The following is a 22,505-nucleotide window of genomic DNA, read 5'->3' on the forward strand; positions in this document are numbered from 1 at the left end:
CGCAGGTAGTCGTGGGTGCGCCGTTCGGGCATGCCGGGCATCATCGGCAGGACTGGCTGGGACCGGTCCAGTGCCTGGATCTGGGACTTCTCGTCGACGCACAGCACGACGGCCCGCTCGGGCGGGTTGTGGTAGAGCCCGACGACGTCCACGACCTTGTCCACGAACTGCGGGTCGGTGGAGAGTTTGAAGCTGTCCTGCAGGTGCGGCTTGAGGTCGAACCTCTTCCAGATCCGCCCGATGGTCGACTTCGACAGCCCGGTGCGGGCGGCCATCGAGGATCTCGACCAGTGCGTGTCCTGGCCCGGGGTGGACTCCAGCGTTGCCACCAGCACGTCCTCGACCTGGTCGAGCAGGATCGAGGGCGGCCTGCCCGGACGCGGCTCGTCCTGCAGGCCGTCCAGCCGCTTGTCGATGAACCGGGCCCGCCAGCGCTCCACGGTCGACTCGTCGACGCCGAGGTCCATCGCCGCATGCCGGTTCGTCCCGCCCTCCGCGCAGCGCAGCACGATTCTGGCCCGCAGTGCGAGGTACTGCGCGGTCTTCGCCCGCCTCGCCCAGCGCTCCAACTGTTCCCGCTCGGTGTCGCTCAGGACCAGGTCGGCCTTCGGGCGACCGATGCGGCCGGCATCCTGCAGGCCGGCCAGTCCGTCGACTGCGAACTTCCCACGCCACTTGCGCACCGTCTTGGCCTGGACGCCGACGAGCTTCGCAGCAGCGGCATTCGACATACCGTCAGCGCACGCCAGGATGATCCGGGCCCGCTCAGCGGCCCTTCGGTCCCAGGACTCCGCCCGGCGCACCAACTCGGCACGCTCGTCGTCAGACAGCGCGATCGACACAGCAGTAGGCCCAGGATGTGACACCATAAAAGGGTACCAACTTACCCTCGTGATTTGCGGTGCATCACACTACCACTTCGCGCCACAAAAGCGCAGGTCACAACCACAGCCTGAGACCTCTGCCGAACCCGGAACGGTTCACCGTGACGCGCAGTTGGGTCCGCAGGCCGCTTCCACAGCAGTCCGCCAGTCCATCAGGACGACGATGGCACGCTTTCCTGGCGCTGGGATCCTGGCACGGGTGCTATTCACTGGCTTCGGGCCGCGCGCACCGACCACGTCATGCGGTCCTCGGATTCGGTGAGGACACGTCGGATGCCGCCTTCACCGAACCTGAAGGTCAAAGGATCGGCGTATGGCTACTGGAACACTCTCAACTCGTATCGGGCACCTGCTCGCGTCGGAAAGGTCAACAGTTCTCCCAGAGAGTTGACCGAGGTGCTGTACGAAACCACCGTGCCGTCTTCCAGTACCTCGGCCTTCTTATTGGGCCAAGGGTTGAGAACCGTGAGTCGCTTCCCCTTTTCGCTCAGGATGCTGACCGTTGTCGCGACTCCTCCTTCATCCTGCTCCGCATCGACGAGGAAGGCGCCGCTGGCCCGTAGACGGGTAAACGAGGTCGCCCGATCCTTGTACCAATTGGCGAAGATATTGAGGAACCCTTCATCGCTCTGCAGAAGCGATCCGTGGATGAAGCCGACAAACAGCGTGGCGCCAAGGTCGCCATACGTATTGTTGCTACGCATCCCCAACCAGTCGCTGACGGGAAGATCAATTATCTCGGCCAAAACAGAATTCACCAAGGAGTCGATTTCGTAGCCTGCGTTCGTACCAACCACGGCCGCACGCATCGCCTTGTCGCTGTTCCATTTCTGCATGTACCTAATGTGGTTCCTGGTGAACTCAGCGTACTGCTGATCGGTTCGTCCGACCGTATCGAAGAAATACGTTCCCTGAACCACTACCGGGTGACTGTGAATCTGCGGATCGGCACCTTCGTACTCAACAAAGGTTGTCTTCCCGATACCCGGGCCGGAGGTGATGGCCCCAGTCGGATACGAACTCAGACGATCAAGAACATAACTCCACCTGCCTCGATCCGCAGCGTCGATACCCAGCGCCTTGCTCGCCGCGATAGCATTCTCGAAGACGAAGTGGCTCGCCATCAGGTCAAGGATCGCGTTCTTTCCTTCGGTGGATTCCTCGAATGAGGCACCGTAAACGACATATCGACCATTGGTCGAATCCCACACCAAATAGTCCTCCCAGAACTGAGCCAGATCCTTGAGTTTCGGATACAGGAACTTCCGAAGGTAAGGACTATCTTGGGTATATTTCCAGTACTTGACCAGAGGCTGCAGAACCGCAGCGCCGTTCGACGGGGAGTGGAAGAAGTCGTCCGGGCCGTTGGAGTGCTCCGTGCGAGACCCCCAGGGTCCTATATGAGTGGGGAACAGCGCGCCGCGAATGCCGCTCTCGAAGGGGGGATGCCCTCTGCCATCGACAAGATGGTTAAGTTGTTTCTTATCTGCGGCGAGGGAACGTGCGACTGGCCAGAAGTCTTCGATGACGTTGCTGTAATTCTTGATGTGATCCGTTCGATTAGCGCCGATAGAAGAATGCATTGCCCGCTGAATGTCCGTGTTCAACGTGTAGTCGCCCTGCCATCTCGGCTCAGTGGATGTGCACCAGGGAAACAGGCCTGCCGTCAAACCGGCACTGTGCTCACTCTGCGCGGCAATCGCACAGCCCAACATGTACAGCTGGCCGTAGTACAGCTTTTCCAGGCGCGCGGAGGCTGACCCGAAATCAACATAGGACTTCAGCCAGTACTCCTTCCACCATTCGTCGTGGACACTCTTGGCCGCCGCAAGGGCTTTATTTTCTTCATGCGCAAGGACCGTCTTCTTTGCATCCTCGATGTACGTGGCGGAGCCCTTTCCGCCTTCGACCGACGAGACGACTGTGACGCTCTTCCCGCATTCCAATGGGAAGGTCATCCGCATGGTCCGACCGTCTACTTCTTTGAGAACGGGCGACAAATAGAGCACCTTGGACGCAATTGCGACATTCACCGACCAGTGGTACTTGTCCGATTTTGCTTCCTTCCCTGCGTGGATCAGTCCATTAACTCTGTCGAGCCCGCCACTGGTGGTCGAGATTGAATTCACAGTGGCAGGCTCTGTCCAGACATCCACGCTCATGACGAGATCAGTCTGGCCCTGATTGACGATCTCTGTGACGATAAGGTTCTTCTTAGCGGACAGCCACGTCTTGGTACCAAATCCCCCTTCTGATGTCGCTTCCACCACGCCGGTTCGGAGATCCTGGGTGTATCGGAACGTTCCGCCGGCGGCCGAGGTCGCGCTACTGATCGTCAAGCCGCCAAAGGTCGTGGCGTGGACATCCCGGTCCGGATGGTCGTAGTCCTCCCACATGTCGGACCGCGTGACGAATATCTTCTGCGTTTGCCGATCGCCGCCCATGAACGCATTGACCGTGCCGTTTCCCATGAGCGGACCGTCAGGGGTCAGATCGGGGGAGACGCCTGATGGAAGGCCGTCGTACACTACTCGATGGCGGTCCACGATCGAGGAAACCCTGGCCCACTCGTCGGGATCCGAGGGTCGAGCCCCGCACCCCAGAGGCGCAGTCGCGTACACCGGTGCGTCGACACCTACTGCGACCGCAGCAGCAATCAAGATTGCCAGAGATGTCCTGCGTGTCATGCCCTTGGGCTGATCCGACGTCATTCATTCTCCCAAATCGGTTTGATGGATCGCGAGTTGATCCGACCTGCGCACAACGAGAGGTTGCTGCCGGTGATCCGATACGTCTTTCGCTGCGAAACCCAGGCGGACTTGGTTGAGGTCGATGCCGCCCCGGCCGGTACCGCGGACGGTGCTCGATGAACATCGTTGGACGTGCCGCACGCCACGGCGAGCCCGAGCGGTTGGTTAGCGAGCAGCCCGGAGGATGCGCCGGCGTTGGCCGCAATGGCGTGCCGTCATGGCCAGGATGCGGTCGGCGTGCAAAAAGTCGGGCCGATGCCGGTACGCACCTGCGAGGCACCTGAACCACTGTTTACGTGAACTGTTGGTTGCATGACAGCTTGGGAGATGCCGTAGGGCTCCGTCAAGAATTTTGTCAGCACCTAGCGAAATTAGCTGCTGGCGAGCCCGCGCACGGGGGCGGGTCCTCGCGGCGGTGTTCCGTTCGGGGGTCAGCCGATGGGGACGTTGACCTGGACCTCGGGCAGGGTGAGGTGGTTGGTGCCGGCGAGCTGGACCCGGACGTAGCGTCCGTCGGCGCCCACGGGGACGGTCAGCTTTCTCGGCGCGGTGCTCTTGATCCGGATCTTCTTGACCGCCGGGTCGGCTTGGAGGTCCTGGCAGTGCCCGACCCGTCCCGACGTTGTCAGGGCTGCTTACCGCCCACCTCGGCATCCCCCGAGACGAGCTGCTCCCAGGTTCAACCGGGTTGCTGCGACCATCCGGCGGTGATGGCCTATCACCTCACTCGACTCCATAGCGCTTCGTGGCGCACCAGCCAGGTTCGACAGGCTGGCTACCCGCTACCGAGCCGGCGTGGTCCTCGCTGCGCTGACCCTGTGGCTACGAGCCGAGGAGCAATAGCTCAAGCCAACAAGATCAATTATGAGGCACCGCCTAACCTCCGCGTTTCGGTTGGGGTTGGTTGAGCTGGGTTGATCTTCCGGGTCGGTCGTGATGAGGCTGCTGTCGAGGAACGGGCATGCCGAGGGCCCGGCGCGCGGGTCGGGTGCTCCTGGGGTCCTCGGGCCGTGGGTGGTCGGTGGCGGTTTCGTTGCTCGGGTGGCCGGTCGGGGCAGTGCGATCAGGCGGCTGAACGCGGCGGTCAGTTCGTTGCGTCAGGGCCAAGTGGTGGCGATAGGCGTAGGCGGCGGGCTCTGCGGGTGATGCGGGCGGCAGCGTGCGGGAGCCGGTAGCGGAGCTTCTTCGGTTCGGCGGTGGCCAACTCGCCTTCCAGCAGCATGGTTCGGGTCCAGGCGAGCAGGTCGATGGCGGTCAGGGACAGCTCCAGCCAGACCTGGTTGATGGCGAAGTGTCGGGAGGGGAAGCGGCCGAAGCCGGAGCTCTTGCCGCACCGGATGTGGTCCTCGACCCTGGCGTGGGCGCGGTGGCGGACCTCCAGGTACTGGTTCGAGCCGCCGCCGACGGGCGTGTCGGTGAGGAAGACCTGGTGGCGCATGCCTTCGTCCTGGTCGAACAGGGACAGATGGGCGCCTGGGTGGGGCCGCTCGCGGCGGACGATGATGCGAGTGCCGTCAGGGTGTCCGGTGAGGTCGACGAGGCCGGTCAGTTCGGCGACCTCGGGCCCGGCACGGAGGGAGCCGTCCTGTTCCAGTGCTGGGTGCCAGACGTGGTCAGGCAGTGCGCGAATGGCTCTGCGGACCTGGTCGGTGACGGCGTGCCCGACCGAGAACGTGGTCTGGATCCCGCGTTGCCGCAGGGCTCGCAGGTGGGCGGGAAAGGCCTTGGCTCCGCCCGCGCTGTCGGCGCGGGCGAGGGCGGGGGTGCCGTGGCGGTGGGCGTCGGGGATCTGGGCGAGGGCCCGGTCGAGGACGGTGATGTGGTCGGCGGCGGTGTTCGCGCCGGCGGTGCCCGGTCGCAGGACACCTGCCAGGGCCTTGCCGGTGTTGTCCGGGAAGCACAGCATCGGGTGGTAGCCGAAGCCGCGTTTGTAGGTGGCGGCCTGTTCCTTCTCGGAGTGGCAGGTGACCAGGGTGGCGTCGATGTCCGGCACCAGACCCGGCAGTTCACGTACTCCGGCGCGGGCCGGTGGAATCCCGTCCGCGGTCTCGGCGGCCTGCAGCCGGGCGACCTCGCGGGCAGCGGCCCGGGCTGCCCGCAGCGCGTTCAGGGCTGCCGCGTCGATGCCGGCCAGCACGCGCCGGGCGGTCGGGGTGGAGGCGACGGGGCCGAACACCTCGTGCTGGTCGCTCAGCACGGCGAGGTCCCGGATCGCCTCGCCGTCGGCGAGCATCACCGTCAGGTCCATCGCGACACGGCCGGGATCGTGCCCGGTCCCGCGTGGTCGCAGGCGGTGCAGGGCATCGGAGAAGGCGCCGGTCAGTGTGGTGGCGTCAGCCAGATCCGCGAGCAGACGCGAGCCGGCGTGGTTGACCACCCCGTGCCCGTCGGCACTGACGACAAGCTTGGGACGTGAGCGGGTAGGGTGCACGCGGAAAGTGCCTTCCTGCTGGTACGACGGAGACCTTAGACAAGCCTCGTCGTTGCAGCTCAGAAGGCACTTTTGCTTTTCCGATCATGATCCGGACGCGACCCCGGATGAAACGCGCAGGCTAGGCTTGACTCTGTCGTGTCCGTCTGCCGGCCGGTGCGCGCGAGCCCATTCGCCGCGCACGGAAGGGACCCGGCCACCATGCCACAGCCCATCGAGGTGATCGGCAGGACCGACGCCCACACCGACCTCCACCAGGCCGCCGTCATCGACACCATCGGCCGGCACTTGGCCACCGAGGCGTTCCCCACAACGCCCGCGGGCTACCGGGACCTGCTGGAGTGGCTCCATTCCCACGGCCAAGTACAGGCCGTAGGGATGGAGGGCACAGGCTCCTTCGGCGCCGAGCCTTTCCGCTACCTCCGTGCCGACCAGATCGTTGTCATCGAGGTGGACCGACCGGACCGTCGTGCTCGTCGTGCGGCCAGGAAGTCCGACCCCATTGACGCCTACGCCGCCGCAACCGCGGTACTCGCCGGCCGCGCCACCGGAACCCCGAAGCACCGCGACGGCGCGTCGAGGCAATCCGCGGATTGCGCGTGGTGCGCGCCAGCGCCGTCAAGGCCCGCGCCTAGACCGTGACGGTTGGCCGCCAGCCGTTCGGGTACCAATCTGGCGGCCCCGGCCACGGCCGTCAAAGTAGCCCTCAAGCGTCTGGCCAGGCGCTACCGGTACTTGAGCGAGGAGATGGCAGACGCGGACGCCGAGCTCCGCGCCCTGATCACCCGCACCGTGCCCGGACTGCTCGCACTGCTGGGCGTCGGGACCGAGAGCGCCGGCCAGCTGCTGGTCACCGCCGGGGACAGCCCCGACAGACTCGCCTCCGAGGCCTCCTTCGCCTACCTGTGCGCCGCCACACCCGTGCCGGCATCCTCCGGGCGCACCGACCGCCACCGACTCAACCGTGGCGGAGGCCGCCAGGCCAACCCCGCGCACTGCACACGGTCGTACTGGTCCGCATGCGTCACGACCCGCGCACTCGCGACTACGCCGCACGACGCACCGGCGAAGGACTCAAGACGAAGGACATCTTCAGATGCCTCAAGCGCTTCGTCGCGCGAGAGGTCTACCACCACCTCACCAGCGCACTCGGGTCGTCTCCTACAGCTTGACGATCTATAGAAGCTTCAGAGTCAAGCTGAGGCGACCGCAATCACCCGAGGATCGCGGTCCAGCGGGATCAGGCAGTCCCGCTCCAGCCACGACGCGTAGCCGACATGATCGCCCATCGTCGTCGAGTAGTACAGGCCCGCAGAGTTCTCCCCGCCCTTGGCTCAGTTGAACTCCCGAACCGGCTCGACGTCTTCGAACCCACGTCCCAGCACCCGCCGAGGCAAGCCCGGTGAGCCTCGGCGCCGCGACCGAAGGCCATGTTCGAACGCCGACAACGCCTCGTCGCCGTACGCGAGAACCTCTGCCGCTTGTGGCTGCCATCGATTGGCCACCCGGTGTCCCGACGCGCATCGGCGGGCGGAAGAAGGGGGAAGCTCCGCCCACCGCGTGGTTCCGGCCACCGTGCCGACCGGGCGGTGGGTTGAGTGGTGGAGAGAGCACAGAGGCGCAGCCCGGCATGGCCGCATCGCACCATCGCGCGTGGTGGCCGGTCAACCCACAGTGTCGAGGAACTGTTTCCAACCGGCGGTCGGTGCCTGGCCGACACCGAGGGTACGCAGTTTGCGCAGAGTCGACTCATCCTGTGTGTCGAGCCAGTCGACCAGTTGGCGGAAGGAGACCAGCCTGACATCGGGTTTGTCGGCGATGGCTTTGATGGTCTGTTCGACGGCGTCCATGTAGATGCCGCCGTTCCACTGCTGAAAATGGTTCCCGATGAACAGCGGTGCCCGGTTGCCCTCGTAGGCTCGGTTGAAGCCGGCCAAATAGCAGTCACGGGCCTGAATACGCCATGCGTCGTACTTGGCCGGGTCGCCTTTGGGCCCGGCGTCAGACTGGTTGGCCATGATGTTGTAGTCCATCGACAGGGTTTCGAAGCCGCGTCCGGGAAAGGGCAGAGTTTGTAGGGGGAGATCCCAGATCTTGCCGTTCAGAACCTTCTGGGGCCAGATCTGACGCTGACCGGGTGAGCTGGCGTCGTAGCGCCAACCCAACTTGACAGCGGCGGGAAGCAGGGCCTTCTGGCCTTCCAGTCCAGGGGTGCGGCCCCCGATGAGCTCCTTTCGGTAGTCGAAGGGGAGCGGTGGAAGATCGGCGAAGCCCGTATGGGTCCTCCAGTTCATGACGAATGCCATCACCTGTTCGATCTCTGCTTCCCACTCGGCGGAGGTCCATTTGCCGACGCCGTTGCCGTCCGACCTGCCGCTGAGGAAGTGGCCGTTGAAGTGGGTGCCGATCTCGTGGCCGTCACGCCAGGCGGTCCCTAGTAACTCCAGGGTGTCGTGAATGTGCTGGTCGGTGAGGTAGCCTATGTCGGATTCACCGACGCGGTGTCGCGGTGGGTGGTACAGCGCCTTCTTGGACTCCGGCAGCAGGTAGATCCCGCTGAGAAAGAAGGTCATCGAGGCCTTGTATTCTCGACCGATCTTGAGAAAGCGGGCGAACTGTCCACCGTCCGCAGTGGCGCCCGCGCCGTCCCAGGAGAACACCACGAACTGCGGCGGGCGCTCGCCGGCCTTGAGTCGTTCGGCCTTGGGCTGGTTGGGCTGGGGTCCGGTGTTTGCGGTGGACCCGTCGCCGATCAGGTTCCCGTCGGATGTCGGCCGGCCGCCCTTGCTCGGCGCAGGCGTCGGCTCGTTGGTCGCAGTATTCGGTGCGGTGGGTCTGCTTGCTTCGGGAGGTGGGGAACAGGCCGTGGGCATTGCGAGCGTGGCGCTGACGGCACTGCTCAGGATGGTGCGTCGGGATATACCGGTCATGGGCCTTCCTTCTAGTTTGTCGGGTCCGGTCCTTCGGAGGATGCCGGGAGTTGGTGCCTGTTGGGGGGAAGGAGCGTGGTGACGCGGCCTTCCCTGATTCTCCGTTCCTCTGATCGAACGGCGTCTCGTGGACAGTGAGCCGGAGTGCTCGCCGCCGACCAGCGTTCGCCGGACCAGGTCGCCTGCGGCAGCCTGGGATTCCGTACGAGCAGACGTGGTGGTTCGGGGCGGTGAGGAGGTCGGTGTAGGCCAGCGGTCAGGCAGGAACTCCCCAAGGGGGCGAGGGTGGTGGCCCTTTTGGCGGGGTGTCATGAGTGCGACGGAATCGCCGCCCTTGTTGCTGCAAGGTGCAACTGACAGAGCGGCAGGGAGTTGTCCTTGGCCTGCCGTGCGATGGAACTGGGATCCGGGTTCCTCCGGGATTGCCCACCCTGGCTTAACTTCCTGGTCTTGGCTGTTTCACCGGTCGGCCGCGCGGGGGATCTCCTGCGCAAGCGCGTACTTCTTGCCGCGTGACCGGCCTTCCCTCCCGACACAGTCGGTGACGGATCATTCATGCCGGCACGGAAAGCGATCCAGAACCTCATTCCGTTGCCGACATTTTCGGAAGAGGAGTGGCCAGTGGTCTCTGCCGTCCCGCTCCGTTGCTGGACCGATACCGGGAAGCTCCGTGCCGGGAGGGTGCCGGAGCAGGCGGGGGCCTGCTCCGGCAGGTGCTCCGCGGGCGCCGGGGGGCGTCCGCAGAGGATTCAGCCGGGACGGGTTCTGGTGAACAGTCCTGCCACGGTGTCCTTGGCCTGATAGCCGTCGGGAGTCGTGCTGCGGGCGCCGATGCGGCGTTGCCGGCCGTGCCCGCAGTGGTGGCCTGGGAGGGGTCAGACACCCCATGTCGTTGGGTGTCAAGCGACAAGGGGTTGGGCGTGGTGCGACCATGCGGTCGCTTCGTCGTAGAGGGTGCGGGTCTTGAGGCAGCCGTGGAGTATGCCGACCAGGCGGTTGCCGACCTGTCGGAGGGCGGGGTTGTAGCCGGCCTCACGGGCGCGCTGCTTGTCGTAGTAGGCGCGGGCGCCGGGCGAGGCTCGTAGGGCGGAGAACGCCTGGGTCTGCAGCGCGGCGGCGAGCCGGTTGTTGCGGACGTAGCGGGCTTGGACGGTGTGGCTCTTGCCGGAGGCCCGGGTGACGGGGCTGGTCCCGGCGTAGTTCTTGCGGGCCTTGGCGGACGCGTAGCGGGTGGCGTCGTCTCCGAACTCGGCGAGCACCCGGGCGCCGGTGATCTCCGCGATGCCGGGCATCGACAGGTAGATCTCAGCGTCCGGGTGCGCGAGAAAATGTGCCTTCACCTGCCCTTCCATCTCGGCGATCTGCTCGTTCAACGCGATCAGCAGACTCGCGTGGGCGGCGGCGGCCGCCGCGTAGGCGGCCGTGACCGGGTCGGGCAGGCCGAGCTGCGGCTTGCGCAGCGCGGCCTGGATCGCGGCCGCTTTCTCGTCCCGGTTGCGGCGCCGGGCCCGGGCCAGGACAGCGGTGATCTGGGGGCGGGTCAGCTTCGCGGCCGTCGCGGGGGTGGGCGCTTTGATGAGTAGTTCGAGCGCGTCTGTGCTGGTCAGCGCCAGTTCGGCGTAGGCCGTGAGGGCTCCGGGGAAGTACTCGCGCAGCGTGCTTCGCAGCCGCTGGAAGGTGCGGGTGCGCTCCCAGATCAGGGTCTGGTGCGCGCGGGCGACGACCTTGACGGCCTGGGCCTGCTCGCTGTCGCCGGCCACCGGCCGCAGCTGGGCCCGGTCGATGCGGACCATGTCGGCCAGCGCGTGCGCGTCACCCTTGTCGCTCTTGGCCCCGGAGGTGGCGTACCGCTCCTTGAACCGGGCGACCTGGCGCGGGTTGATCGCGTACACCTGGTAACCGGAGGCGATCAGGGCCTGCGCCCACGAGCCCCGATCGGTCTCGATCCCGACGATCACCCGGGCCGCGTCCAGGTCGTCACCGCCGTGGCGTGCGAGGAGCTCGTGGAGCTTCGCGATGCCCTCCACGCCCTCCGGCAGCCGCGCGGCGGCAAGCCTGCGGCCGGACTCGTCCTGGATCTCGACATCATGATGATCTTCCGCCCAGTCATCGCCGATCAGCAGCAACATGCCCTCCCAGTCACGTCGTTCACCTCGTTCAGCAGCCTGCGGAAGGCGCGGCGCGCGGCCTAATGGATCCAGTGCTCACGCCCTTCGGGGCGGGCACGCCACCCCATCAGCGGTCATGGCCTTCCGGCCGACCAGCAGGGGCACGGTCTGACCCCAGAACTCGCAGTGGTTCCGGCGTGGAAAGTGCTCAACTACTGGCGGCTACGGCACCGAGTCTCTACGACCCAGCAAGTCCCATTAGGACGTGGGATCGTTGACCTGGACCGCGGCCAGGGGAGGTAGTCGGTGCCGCTGAGCTGGACCGGACGTATCGTCGTCGGCACTCACGCGGACGGTCGGTTTCGTCGGTGCGGTGCCCGCGATCCGGATCTCCCTCACCACCGGGCCGACGTGGAGGTCCCCCAGGCTACGGCCGGTGAGGTCGGTGGGCGACGCGATGACCTCGAAGTCGGTGAGACGCCCGCAGAGATGGGTTGGTGCGGTTGAATACCGCCACCGGTCTGATCCGGCGCTTCACACCGAGGCCGCCGCCACCACGCCTGCGCCTGGTTCCCGGTGTGGCCGGGGAGGAGCGCGGGCCGGTCGGCCAGCGGCGAGGGGGCGGAGGCCGCCCGGGAGGCTACTCCGTGCCAAGCCGGGCGGGCCCCGGCCAGTGGCGGGGCGATTCTGCCCCTTACCGGAGTTCCTACCGGGTTCTGCCCCATGACGGGGGGCAGAACCCGGAGACTGATCACAACCTCACAGGATCGACAACCTAGTCCTGCTTTTCGCCTGAGGCGAAGCGGGAGACGATGAGGGCGAGGATGATGATGGCGCCGTTGAGGAACTGGTTGAACTCGAAGCGCTTCGCCGGCCGGCCGACCGGTCGCGTCGTGGCGGGCTCTGGTTGGACCTCGGCGGCGAGCCCCTGGGTCACGAGCGTCCCGAGTGCGTCCTCCGTGGTCGGTCGGGACACTCCCGCGGCCTTCGCCAGTTCGGTGATGGTCGCGACCGGCATGTCGTGCAACGCGCGCAGCACCGCTGTCGTGTTGAGTCGTTGCAGCCATGCCGCGTCCCCGCCACTCGATCCGGGGCGGCGTGTCCCTGGCTTGGCGATCATGCGCCCTCGTACCCCCACTCGCGCGGTGTCCTTCCCAGGATGCCCCCAGCAGAATGCCACTCGCACATCGATGGCGGGCGGGTCGGGGAGGAATCAACCCGAAGGTATGCGGGAACCGGCACGGCGACGCCCCGGGGTGTCGCCGTGCCGGTTCTTGGGAAGCGCGGTGGTGACGGTCCCGCGGGATCTACTGCGGTTGCACCACGTAGGTGGATCCTGCGGTGGTGTTCCAGCTGATGACGCCGTCGGCCAGGGTCGAGGACACGCTGTTTCCGTTCACACGGACGCGAATGTTCCTTCCGGGCCAGGGGTTCTGCAGTCTGGCCGTCGTCCCGGCCTCACTGGTGATCTTCACGCCGCTGATCGTCCCTCCTGTGCGGGTGGCGCTGACCGTGAACGCGCCCTTCTCCCGGAGGCGGACGAAGTTCGCGTTCACCCCGCTCGGGTACCCTGGGAAGAGGACCATGACTCCACCGTCGCTCTGGAGGAGCATGTTGTTGATCGCCTCGACGGCGCCGGCCTTCTCGATGCCGTGGTGGTTGTCCGAGATGCGCAGGTTCTGGACGATCTGGGCCTGGATCCGGGACTTCAGGATGTCGACGAGCTGCTGTGCCGGGTAGCCGACTCGCGCGGCCTGGGTGAAGCTCTTGGGGAACGTGTTGTCGTTCGCCCAGCCGTTCATGGCGTCCAGCGTGTCGATCGCCTGCTGACGCATGACCGGGTCGCTCCGGATCCCGATCAGTTCGCCCGGGTGGACGAATTCGAGGTTCACCGTCTGCCGGCCGAGGTTCATGTCGTCGTCCCGTCCAGGGCCGCTCGTTGTCGTACCGGGGTCGGCCAGCGTGAACACGGTCTTCCCGTTCAGTACCTTCGTCGGTTGAGCGGGGAGGCGGCTGAGGATGTACCTCCACGTCTCCTGGTCGGGGTCGTTGATGCCGAGCTTCGTGTTCGCCTCGATCAGCGTGCTCAGCACGAGCTTCAGGACGCCCAGGTCAGGACTGGAGTTCCGCGACCACCCGCCCTCGTTGTGGCCCGTCCACAGGACGTACCGGCCCTGTGTGGCGTCCCAGCGCAGGTAGGTCTTGAAGAAGACGGCGAGTGGGCGGATGAACGGAACGACCTTGTCGCGCAGGAAGGTCAGGTCCTGGGTGTAGTTGTAGTAGGAGATGAACGTCGTCGCGCTGAACAGCCCGTTCATCGTCTGCTGGTAGTAGCCCGGGTTCGAGGTGTCGCCGTTGGCGGTGATGCCGACCGGGAACAGTGCTCCGCCGTCGATCCCTCCCTCCAGGCCGTTGGCCCGGATCCAGGTCGGATTGAGGTTGACCAGATCCTCCCTGCTGCGGCGCTTCGCCTCCGGGAGGTAGGTCGTGAAGGCGTCCGTCATGGACTTGGCCAGCTGAGGACGATTGCTGGAGTACGCGCCGTACAGGGGCGCGATAGCGTTGTAGTTCAGGTGGAGGTCGCTGCCGTAGAACGCGTCGTCGCGGGTTGTCCAGATGCCGTACAGGCCCGACGGCGTCGTGGTTCCCTCTCCGAACGTTGAGCCCAACTGGTACTGGGCGCCGTAGTAGTAGCGTTCCAGAAGCGGATCGTTCAGGTTGACGAACGACTTCAGCCAGTAGTCCTTCCACCACCGCCGATGGGCGGTGAAGAGCGAGTCGACGCCGGCTTGGGTGGTCCGGGCGGCGATCGCCGTCGCATGGGGGCGTGGGTCGTCGGGATTCTTTCCGCCGCCCTCGACCGCGGTGACGACGGTGACGGTCGCGCCTGGATCGACCTGGATCGTCATCGTCGACGTGTTGCCGGTGGCGGTCGGGGTGGACAGCGGGCCGGCCCCGATCACCCTGGTCGCCAGCGCCGCCTGAGTCACCCACGCGCGCCCCGCGGGGGTCTGCCGCGACGCCCAGACGGTGTCCCCTGTGGCGCCTGCGCTGTTCTGCATCGCCGGGTCCTGACCCGCCTTGGCGCCGGACCATGCCGAGACGTTCAGCGTGACAGGACCGGAGCTGTTCGACGTGAGGGTCGTGATGACCCGATTGCTCCTGGCGCCCACCCACGTGCTCATCCGGACCGGGGCGTCGTCGATCATCATCTCGGTGGTGATCTCACCGTTGAGGATGTCCTGCCGTTCGTGGAAGGCCACAGGAGTGTTGGACGCGGCCGGGTGCGTGTAGAAGGCGAGTTGGGGGATGCGCGCGCGGGGGTGGGTGGTGGTGTCGGGCGTGGATCCCTGCGTGGGTCCGGTGATGTTCAGCCGCACGTAGCGAGCCAAGGTGGGCGTGAACGAGCGATCGGTCCTGTTGGCGGTGTTCCCGGTGACGGTGTCGACGTCGGTCCACGCGGCGCCGTCCGCGCTGGTCTGCAATGCCCAGTCGCGGGTGTTCATCGCCTCCTGGCCCGGGGCGGTGAAGGTGGCCCCGCGGTGCAGGATGACGTAGCGTCCGATCTGCTGGGGAGAGCCCAGGTCGACCTGGAGCCAGTGCTGGTTGCCGACCGCCGAGACCCACCCTTCGCCGGTCGCGTCCGCGCCACTGATCGCGTTCCGGGCGGCGAAGTCGTCATGGATGCTGCTGGCTGTCGCGGTCCCACCCGGAGCGAGATTTCGGCGGCCGCTTTCGATGGTGACGCCGCCGAGCGCGATCGGGCCCGGGGATCCCAGCCGCTGGAAGTCGGCGGGTTGGCCGTCTCCCGGGCTGATGAAGTCGCCCTTCGTCACGATGAACGTCTTGGTCCCCGGCGAACCCGACGACACGACACCGACGTCGCCGTTGCCCAGCAGCGCCGTGTCCGGCTGGGTCGTGGTGACCGAGTTGCGGTAGTCCTCCGTGGTCCACGAGCTGTCGACGGCCGCGAGCTTCGAGCTGATCGTCGCCCACTCGGCTGCCGTCGCCGCAGACGCGGTACCGGCCGCCACCCCGGGCAGAACAACGGGTGTCAGGGTGATCGCGACGACCGTGGCGACGGCATGACGGTGCCGCCTTCGCGGGGACCCACCTCCGGGGCGACCCCGCCGCGCGGCGTAGCGCGCAAGTGCATGACTCATGAACGAACCCTCCAGCGGATGTGACGAGCCTTGTCGGCGAGGCCGCGCGGTGTGTTCCGACGGCGACGAACCTCAAGGCGGGTGGTCGGCGGGCGTGTGGGGCTGGCAGGCAAGCACCCGCCAAGTGCTGACACGGACCGGTCTTCGTGCCGGCGAGGTGGGAGTACAACTGCCTGCCAGGTGTGCGCGCCCATGTGTCCAGGCGGATGTCTTCGTGTGAGGAGATCGTCCCGGGGGGATGCGCGCCCGCCGATGGTCGGCACGGGTGGTTACCGGCCGGGCAATTATGAAGACCGTATTCATATTGCCTTGTGGCGGAGGCTAGGTGACCCCCAATCAGCGAGTCAAGAGGTCTGCGGCCCTTGATGGTTCACCCGCGCCGGGGGTGTCCGAATCCGGGTCGTCGTCATGCTGCGGTTGTCTCGCACGCCTAGCGCGACGCCGCCACCCTCGGGCCGGGTGCGCCCGCAGGCGTCAGGCATGACGGGCGCGGCGCGGACGGATGTCCGACGCCGTCGCCTCGCAGCCCTGGCTCCAGGGGGCGGGGCGGACGGCCCGAGGGGCACGGTCGTCGGCGGATGCCGCTCCGGCCTGTGCGTGTCCTGCGGTCGGTTCGGGTGTCAGTCCCGGGCGGACACCTCGAACAGCTGCCGCTCGACGAGGTCGAGGGCCAGCCGGACGGCGCCGAGGGCCACCGACCGGTCGCCGAGTGTCGAGGCCACGAGTTCCACGGGGAACAGGCACTGGCGGAGGAGTCGCCTGCGGAGCGGATCGAGCAGGAGATGTCCGGCCTGGGAGATCCCGCCGCCGAGCACGACCAGTTCGGGGTCTACGCTGAGGATCACCGCGGCGATCCCTTGCGCGAGGTCGTCGGCGAACCGTTCGAGGGCCGCCATGGCGCGGGGGTCGCCCTTCTGGACGGCCGTGAACAGCTCTTCCGCATCGCCCTGCCCCTCGCCCGACCAGCCGCGCAGGCGGCCGGGGGCGGTGGGCCAGCCCGATGCCTGCAGGTCGCCGATCTCCCCGGCCGCGCCGTGGCGGCCGGTGTGCACGCGTCCGTCGATCAGAATTCCCGCCGAGATGCGCCGGCCCGCGTGGATGTAGAGCACGTCGCGCGCCTCGGTCGCCGCGCCTCGCCAGCGCTCGCCGAGAGCGGCGAGCTTGGTGTCGTTGCCCACGACGACGGGCGCGCCGAAGGGCTCTCCCAGGGCGGCCGCGAGGTCGATGCCCGTCCAGCCCGGGAGCAGTGAGCTGAGTCGCACGACGCCCGAAGCGTCCACGATGCCGGTGGTGCCCGCTCCTACGGCCTGTACGTCCGCCGCCCGCAGGTCGGCGCCGCGCAGGGTGCGGTGTCCCAGCGCGCGGGCGGCGGCGATCCGCTCGACCGCCGGCAGGTCGGGGGCCACGGTGGTCTGACGGCTGCCGAGCACCTCGCCCTTGAGGTCGGTGACCACCGCGAGGATCCTGTGTGCGCCGATGTCGAAACCCAGCACGCAGCCCGCCTCCGCGCGGAACCGGTAGCGCTTGGCGGGACGGCCGACGCTGCGGGCCCCGTCCGTCACGGGGGCCACCTCCTCCACCCAGGACTGCTCGACGAGCCCCGCAAGTGCGTTCTCCACAGTGGCTCGGGCGACACCGATCGATCGGACGAGCTGAGTGAGGGTGAGGCTCTCCGCCCCGTGGAGCGCGCGGAGCACGGCGGCCGCGTTCAGACGGCGCAGCAGGGACGAGTCCCCCCCGGTAACAGTCATGTTTCCCTCTTCCCGACTCTTGACTCGGTAGCTCGACAGGTCTCACTATCAGTCAACATTATTTCAGAAGGTAGCAAAAATATCAGCTCGCCTTCTGACCTTCCGGACCGAGGAGCACCCCGTGAAACGTCTGGCGCGCGCGTCCTTCCCCGTTCTCATCGCTGCCCTGGCCGCCGGCGCGTGTTCGCCCGCCGGCACGGACACCGGCGGCAGCAGAGAGCCCGGCACGAAGGAGATCACCTTTCTCACCTTCGAGACCCCGAACCTGGACGCCGCGTACTGGGACGACGCGATCGCACGGGCGGAGAAGAAGGTGCCGGGCCTGAAGGTCAAGAAGCTGGTGGCCCCCAGCATCGATCGCACCGGATACGCCAAGCAGCTTCTGGCCTCGGGCCAGTTCCCCGACCTCCTGGTCTCCGTCTCGCCCGTCGGCTTCGCCGAGGCTGGCGCGATGGCCGCATGGACGGACCAGGAACTGGAGCCGTTCACCTTCCCCCAGTCCAACCCCATCGGCGGCAAGATCTACCAACTGCCCTACAACACCCAGCCGATCCCGCTCGTCTACTACAGCAAGACGCTCTTCACGAAGGCCGGCATCACGGCACCGCCGAAGACCTACCAGGAACTGCTGGACGCCTGTGAAAAGCTCAAGGCGCAGAACATCGACCCGTTCGTCCTCGGTGGCGGCGGCAAGGACGCCGTCGCCTCCTCGTACCTGTGGACCGCCCTCGTCGGAACCGACGTCTACAAGAAGACACCGGACTGGATGAGCCAGCGCCGCGCAGGCAAGGTCTCGTTCAACGACGCCGACTTCAAGGGCGCGACGGACAAGTTCGTCCAGCTGGCGAAGAAGGGCTACATCGACAAGGCCGCACTCTCACGCGACTACGCCAACACCGAGAAGGCCTTCCTCGCCGGCAAGGGCGCCATGTACCCGATGGGCAGCTGGTTCGCCACCGCCGGCGACAGAAGCCCGATGAAGGACGACATCGGCGTCTTCGCCTTCCCCACGGACGACGGCAGCCCGGCCGTCCCCGCCTACACCGGCGGCGGCATGTCGGTCTCGGCCAAGTCCAAGCACCTCAAGGAGGCGAAGGAGTTCGCGCTCGCCTTCCAACAGGACAAGGCCACCCTCGACGCCGTGGTCAAGGGCGACGGCGCGATCATCGCGATGAAGGGCTACACCCCGCCGACCGGCATGGGCCCCGTCTACGGCGCCACCGTCACGGTGTACCAGGACGCCGTGAAGAACAACGGCATCGTCAACTCCTTCCTCGTCGAAACCGGCGACGACGCGCTGCTCCCCGGCCTCGTGGAGAAGTCCTACGCCCTCGCCCAGGACATCATCGCCGGACTCAAGAACGCGGACCAGGCGACCAAGGCGCTGGACGAGGACTGGGCGAAGGCTGACAGCAAGTGACCACAGGGATCAGGACACCGAAGGAGCGCGGCGCGCGCCACGGCACGCCGCCGGCCCCCGGGCCGAAGCCGGCAGTCCGCCGGCGCCGATCGAGCTCCCTGCGGCACTTCCTCGGCTTCGGCGCACCGGGACTTCTCGTGTACGCCTGTTTCGTACTCGCCCCGATCACGCTCAGCGTCGGCTACAGCTTCACCAACGCCGACCAGTTCGCCCCTACCACCGAGTTCGTGGGCCTCGACAACTACACCCGGTTGCTCACCGACGACGCCTTCCTCACCGCGCTCAGGGTGACGACGATCCTCACCCTCATCGTGGTCGTCCTCCCCAACGTCCTCGGGCTCGCCATCGCCCTGCTGCTGGACCGGACCGGCTGGCTCTACCAGGCACTGCGCAGTGTCTTCTTCGTACCCGTCGTCCTCAGCTCGGTCGTCGTCTCCGTCATCTGGCAGGCCATGCTCACCGACGACGGCCTCGTCAACTCCCTGCTGACCTCACTCGGCGTCGACAGCCCACCCGGCTGGCTCTCCGACCCCACGCTGGCCCTGTACTCCGTCGGGTTCATCATCAGCTGGCAACTGCTCGGCTTCTGCGCCGTCGTCTACCTCGCCGGCCTCCAAGGCGTACCGCAGGAACTGCACGAGGCCGCCGCCATCGACGGGGCGGGACCCTGGCTCCGGTTCCGCAAGGTGACCTGGCCGATGCTGGCACCAGCCCTGACCATCAACACCGTGATGCTGCTGATCACCGGCTTCAAGGCGTACGACCACATCCAGGTTCTGACCAGCGGCGGCCCCGGCACCGGCACCACCGCCACACTCGCCTTCTCCGTGGTCCAAACCGGATTCACCGCCAACCGCACCGGCGAAGCCTCCGCCATGGCACTGATCATGCTGGTGATCGTCGCCGTCATCTCCAGCATCGCGCTGCGCTTCCTGCAGCGCCGTGAGGTGAACTTCTGATGCACAACACGCAACGCGCGCCCTGGATACGTCCCGTGGTGGCCCTCACCGTCACCGCCGTCTTCTTCCTGCCGCTGTACCTCGTCCTCGCCAACGTCTTCAAGCGGGGCGAGGACATCACCGACTCGGCGGTCTCCCTGCCGTGGCCGCCCACCCTCGACAACGTCTCCCGGGTACTGAACCGCCCGGACCGGCTGTTCTGGAACGGCCTGGTCAACAGCACCACCATCACGCTGCTGTCGATCGTGCTGCTCACCGTCTTCTCCGCGATGCTCGGCCACTACCTGTGCCGCAGCCGCGGCAAAGCCGCCCGGATCACCCTGCTCGTGCTGCTCGCCGGACTGATGATCCCACCCCAGGTGATCCTCGTACCGATCACCGACATGCTTCAGCTCACCGGGATGATGTCCACCTTGCAGGGCATCGTCGCCTTCAACGTCGGCTACTACGTGCCCTTCGGCGTGTTCGTCTTCTCCGGCTTCATCCGCTCCATCCCCCTGGAACTTGAGGAATCGGCGGCCCTGGACGGCGCGAGCCGCTGGCGCGTCTTCTGGCAGGTCGTCTTCCCTCTGCTACGCCCCGCCACGGCCAGTGTGCTGATCTTCCTCGGGGTGTGGATATGGAACGACTTCCTCAACCCGCTCATCATCCTCGGCCCGGCCGGCGGCACAACGGTGACCGTCGGTGTCTACCGGGCCATCGGCGAACACCAACAGGACTACGGGCAGCTCTTCGGCCTGATGTTCCTCGCCGCTCTGCCCGTACTGATCTTCTACATCGTCCTCCAGAAACACTTCGTCAAGGGTCTCACCGGAGGGGCTGTCAAGGGATGACCATGACCAACAGCACCACACCTACGCGCTTCAGCAACCTCCGCACCCACCCCGGTCGCCCGTTGGACCGTCCACTCACCCTGGCGCTCGCGGGCGCGGGCGCCCGCGGCACCGGCTACACGGCCCTCGCCACGGCCGGCTCCACCCCGGTGACACTCACCGCTATCGCCGAACCACGCCTCGGACGGCGCGATGAACTCGCCGACCGGCACGGCATCGCGAAGGAGCACCGCTACACCGACTGGCGGGATCTGGCCGCCGGACCGCGGATCGCCGATGCCGTGATCATCGCCCTGCAGGACGCGGAACATCTGGAGGCCGCCGAAGCGTTCGCCGCGCGGGGATACGACATCCTGCTGGAGAAGCCGATGGCGCTCACCGCCGCTGACTGCGACCGCATCGCCACGGCCACCGAGACCGCCGGGGTGTCGCTGACCGTGTGCCACGTCATGCGCTACTCGCCCTACACCGTACGCCTCAAACATCTCGTGGACTCCGGGCGGATCGGGAACGTCGTCAGCATCGAGCACCTGGAACCCATCGGGTACTGGCACTACGCGCACTCGTACGTCCGCGGCAACTGGCGGCGCGAGGACCTCTCCAGCTTCGCGCTCCTGACGAAGTCGGGTCATGACATCGACTGGCTCGGCCACATCATCGGCCGCCCCGTCACCGCCGTCTCCTCCTTCGGCTCGCTCAGCCACTTCCGCCCCGACCAGGCACCGGAGGGCGCCGGCCTGCGCTGTGTCTCCTGCACCGTCGAGACCCACTGCCCCTACTCCGCGCGCAAGCTCTACCAGGTCGGCCTGCGCGAAGGCGGTGTCAAGCGGTACTTCACCCGGATCGCCGCGGACGAGCTGACCGAGGAGTCGGTCGAACAGGCCCTGGCAGAAGGACCGTACGGACGGTGTGCCTACCGGAGCGACAACGACGTGGTCGACCACCAAGTGGTCACCCTGCAGTACGAGGGCAACACCACCGTCGCCTTCACCCTCACCGCCTTCACCCCGCAGGAGAACCGACACACCAAGATCTTCGGCACCCGTGGCCAGATAACCGGCGACGGCCGCACCATCGAGATCTACGACTTCGTCACCGACGAGCGCACCGTCATCGACACCGACAACGGCGGCGCCTCCGCAGCGGAGGGCCACGGCGGCGGCGACGCGGCCCTGATCGAGGCATTCGTCCGCGCCCACCACAGTGGCCGCCCCGAACTCCTGCTCTCTGGCGCGCAGGAGAGCCGCGACAGCCACCGCGTGGTCTTCGCCGCCGAGCAGGCCCGCCGCACCGGGCAGGTCGTACAACTCTGATCCGTACCCGCTCCGCCGGTCCCCTACCGACCGAGCGGGTACGAGCGAGAACGTCCGGCTCCTAGCTGAGGTTTGAAGGCTGCGATACCCGGTCGGGCCTTCGTCCACGACGGAGGCCCGACCGGCCCTGACCTACCGACCTCCTTGGTGCACGGGATTCGCGGGAGCGCCCCGGAAATCCCGTGCACCGCCCGCTATGCCCACTCGACGCCGTGTTCGGCGAGCTGCGCGAGTTGGCCCGGGGTGAGTTTCGCCCGGCGGGCCTTCTGGTTATTGAGCCAGGTGCCCAGGGCGAAGTGCGACACCACCACCTGCTCCTCACCGCCGGGGCCGGCCTCCACGGCCTCCAGCGGCTCCTTGTGCGGGCGCGGCACCCGGGGATGCCCCTCGCGCCCGACGAACGCCGCGAGCGCGGCCAGGCCCTGCGCGAACCGGTCGCCCCGGGACACGGCCGGCTTCGCGTCTGCTACGGCCTTCGCGGCCACCAGCCCCTGGTCGGCCTCGATGCCGATCGCGGCGAGCAGGTCCTTCCGGTCGTCCTCCAGGCCGGGCCAGCCGGCCCGCTGTGCCTGCACCCAGCGGCCGAGCTGCTCCCGCAGAGCCTTGAACATGCGGCCCGGTCGGCGCCCCGGACCGCACCGCCGGCACCCACCCGTTCACGGGGCCGCCGGATCGCCGGGTCGGAGCATGCGGGTCGGGAATTTCTTCCTCTTCGGCGTGAACATTTCCGATGTCCGACCGGGAACCTGGCCTCAGACACGCTCCGGACTCCCCGCACTGATTTACCGTCACGGAGGGTGCAGCCATCGAGAAGTGAAGGACCAGCACGTGACGACCCCCATCCCCGCCAAGTCGCTGACCGGCGCCACCCGCCGGCCCGGGCACCACGGCGTCACCACCCGCACCGCCTGCGCGCCCCTCGCCCGGCCGCGGACGCCGCGCCACCACCGCACCGCATCGCGC

The 22,505-nt window shown here is 67.0% G+C and carries 12 protein-coding genes and 3 pseudogenes; 6 read left to right on the top strand and 9 right to left on the bottom strand.

The window, feature by feature from the left end:
- On the bottom strand, window positions 1-842 hold an 842-nt coding region (locus ACFXHB_RS37500; protein ID WP_380580324.1), incomplete at its 3' end, for an IS630 family transposase.
- 359 nt (window positions 843-1,201) lie between these two features.
- Window positions 1,202-3,595: a hypothetical protein gene (locus ACFXHB_RS37505; RefSeq protein WP_380580326.1), complete on the bottom strand. Its 2,394-nt coding sequence runs from the start codon at window positions 3,593-3,595 to the stop codon at window positions 1,202-1,204.
- 783 nt (window positions 3,596-4,378) lie between these two features.
- Between ACFXHB_RS37505 and ACFXHB_RS37510 the strand changes: the two are divergent.
- A pseudogene (locus ACFXHB_RS37510) lies at window positions 4,379-4,477 on the top strand (IS5/IS1182 family transposase); the annotation flags it as partial.
- 254 nt (window positions 4,478-4,731) lie between these two features.
- Here ACFXHB_RS37510 and ACFXHB_RS37515 read toward each other — a convergent pair.
- Window positions 4,732-6,128, bottom strand: a pseudogene (locus ACFXHB_RS37515) (IS1380 family transposase).
- A gap of 138 nt (window positions 6,129-6,266) precedes the next feature.
- Between ACFXHB_RS37515 and ACFXHB_RS37520 the strand changes: the two are divergent.
- Window positions 6,267-7,237, top strand: a pseudogene (locus ACFXHB_RS37520) (transposase).
- Window positions 7,238-7,729: 492 nt separating this feature from the next.
- On the opposite strand, the gene ACFXHB_RS37525 reads toward ACFXHB_RS37520, so the two are convergent.
- From ACFXHB_RS37525 to ACFXHB_RS37545, 5 genes are all read right to left on the bottom strand, one after another.
- On the bottom strand, window positions 7,730-8,995 hold the full coding sequence (locus ACFXHB_RS37525; protein WP_380580328.1) for a hypothetical protein: 1,266 nt from the start codon (window positions 8,993-8,995) through the stop codon (window positions 7,730-7,732).
- Window positions 8,996-9,894: 899 nt separating this feature from the next.
- The gene (locus ACFXHB_RS37530) at window positions 9,895-11,121 is read right to left on the bottom strand and encodes an IS110 family transposase (protein ID WP_380580361.1); all 1,227 of its coding nucleotides are present in this window, start codon (window positions 11,119-11,121) and stop codon (window positions 9,895-9,897) included.
- Window positions 11,122-11,878: 757 nt separating this feature from the next.
- A complete protein-coding gene (locus ACFXHB_RS37535; protein ID WP_380580330.1) occupies window positions 11,879-12,223 on the bottom strand; it encodes a helix-turn-helix domain-containing protein in 345 nt (114 codons plus the stop codon).
- Window positions 12,224-12,410: 187 nt separating this feature from the next.
- Entirely contained in the window at window positions 12,411-15,137 is a 2,727-nt protein-coding gene (locus ACFXHB_RS37540) for a discoidin domain-containing protein (protein ID WP_380580332.1), read from the bottom strand.
- A 749-nt stretch (window positions 15,138-15,886) separates the two neighbouring features.
- Complete coding sequence (locus ACFXHB_RS37545; protein WP_380580334.1) at window positions 15,887-17,017, bottom strand: ROK family transcriptional regulator; 1,131 nt, start codon at window positions 17,015-17,017, stop codon at window positions 15,887-15,889.
- Between the two features lie 121 nt (window positions 17,018-17,138).
- On the opposite strand from ACFXHB_RS37545, the gene ACFXHB_RS37550 reads away from it, so the two are divergent.
- From ACFXHB_RS37550 to ACFXHB_RS37565, 4 genes are read left to right on the top strand one after another with little or no spacing between them, the layout of a single operon-like run.
- The gene (locus ACFXHB_RS37550) at window positions 17,139-18,437 is read left to right on the top strand and encodes an ABC transporter substrate-binding protein (RefSeq protein ID WP_380580336.1); all 1,299 of its coding nucleotides are present in this window, start codon (window positions 17,139-17,141) and stop codon (window positions 18,435-18,437) included.
- Window positions 18,434-19,396: a carbohydrate ABC transporter permease gene (locus tag ACFXHB_RS37555; RefSeq protein WP_380580338.1), complete on the top strand. Its 963-nt coding sequence runs from the start codon at window positions 18,434-18,436 to the stop codon at window positions 19,394-19,396. The genes ACFXHB_RS37550 and ACFXHB_RS37555 overlap by 4 nt, the downstream gene beginning before the upstream one ends.
- The gene (locus ACFXHB_RS37560; protein ID WP_380580340.1) at window positions 19,396-20,229 is read left to right on the top strand and encodes a carbohydrate ABC transporter permease; all 834 of its coding nucleotides are present in this window, start codon (window positions 19,396-19,398) and stop codon (window positions 20,227-20,229) included. The genes ACFXHB_RS37555 and ACFXHB_RS37560 overlap by 1 nt, the downstream gene beginning before the upstream one ends.
- A 2-nt stretch (window positions 20,230-20,231) precedes the next feature.
- Window positions 20,232-21,542, top strand: a complete 1,311-nt coding sequence (locus ACFXHB_RS37565) for a Gfo/Idh/MocA family protein (protein WP_380580342.1) — start codon at window positions 20,232-20,234, stop codon at window positions 21,540-21,542.
- Window positions 21,543-21,736: 194 nt separating this feature from the next.
- Here ACFXHB_RS37565 and ACFXHB_RS37570 read toward each other — a convergent pair whose 3' ends face one another.
- Window positions 21,737-22,153, bottom strand: a complete 417-nt coding sequence (locus tag ACFXHB_RS37570) for a helicase associated domain-containing protein (RefSeq protein ID WP_380580344.1) — start codon at window positions 22,151-22,153, stop codon at window positions 21,737-21,739.
- Between the last annotated feature and the right edge of the window lie 352 nt (window positions 22,154-22,505).

Source organism: Kitasatospora sp. NPDC059327, from assembly GCF_042752535.1.
GTDB lineage: Bacteria > Actinomycetota > Actinomycetes > Streptomycetales > Streptomycetaceae > Kitasatospora.

Bases quoted from the DNA above. Each gene is read 5' to 3' on its own strand.
- ACFXHB_RS37565 (WP_380580342.1), top strand. From the start codon at position 20,232: ATGACCAACAGCACCACACCTACGCGCTTCAGCAACCTCCGCACCCAC.
- ACFXHB_RS37570 (WP_380580344.1), bottom strand. From the start codon at position 22,153: ATGTTCAAGGCTCTGCGGGAGCAGCTCGGCCGCTGGGTGCAGGCACAG.
- ACFXHB_RS37505 (WP_380580326.1), bottom strand. From the start codon at position 3,595: ATGACGTCGGATCAGCCCAAGGGCATGACACGCAGGACATCTCTGGCA.
- ACFXHB_RS37535 (WP_380580330.1), bottom strand. From the start codon at position 12,223: ATGATCGCCAAGCCAGGGACACGCCGCCCCGGATCGAGTGGCGGGGAC.
- ACFXHB_RS37525 (WP_380580328.1), bottom strand. From the start codon at position 8,995: ATGACCGGTATATCCCGACGCACCATCCTGAGCAGTGCCGTCAGCGCC.
- ACFXHB_RS37560 (WP_380580340.1), top strand. From the start codon at position 19,396: ATGCACAACACGCAACGCGCGCCCTGGATACGTCCCGTGGTGGCCCTC.
- ACFXHB_RS37545 (WP_380580334.1), bottom strand. From the start codon at position 17,017: ATGACTGTTACCGGGGGGGACTCGTCCCTGCTGCGCCGTCTGAACGCG.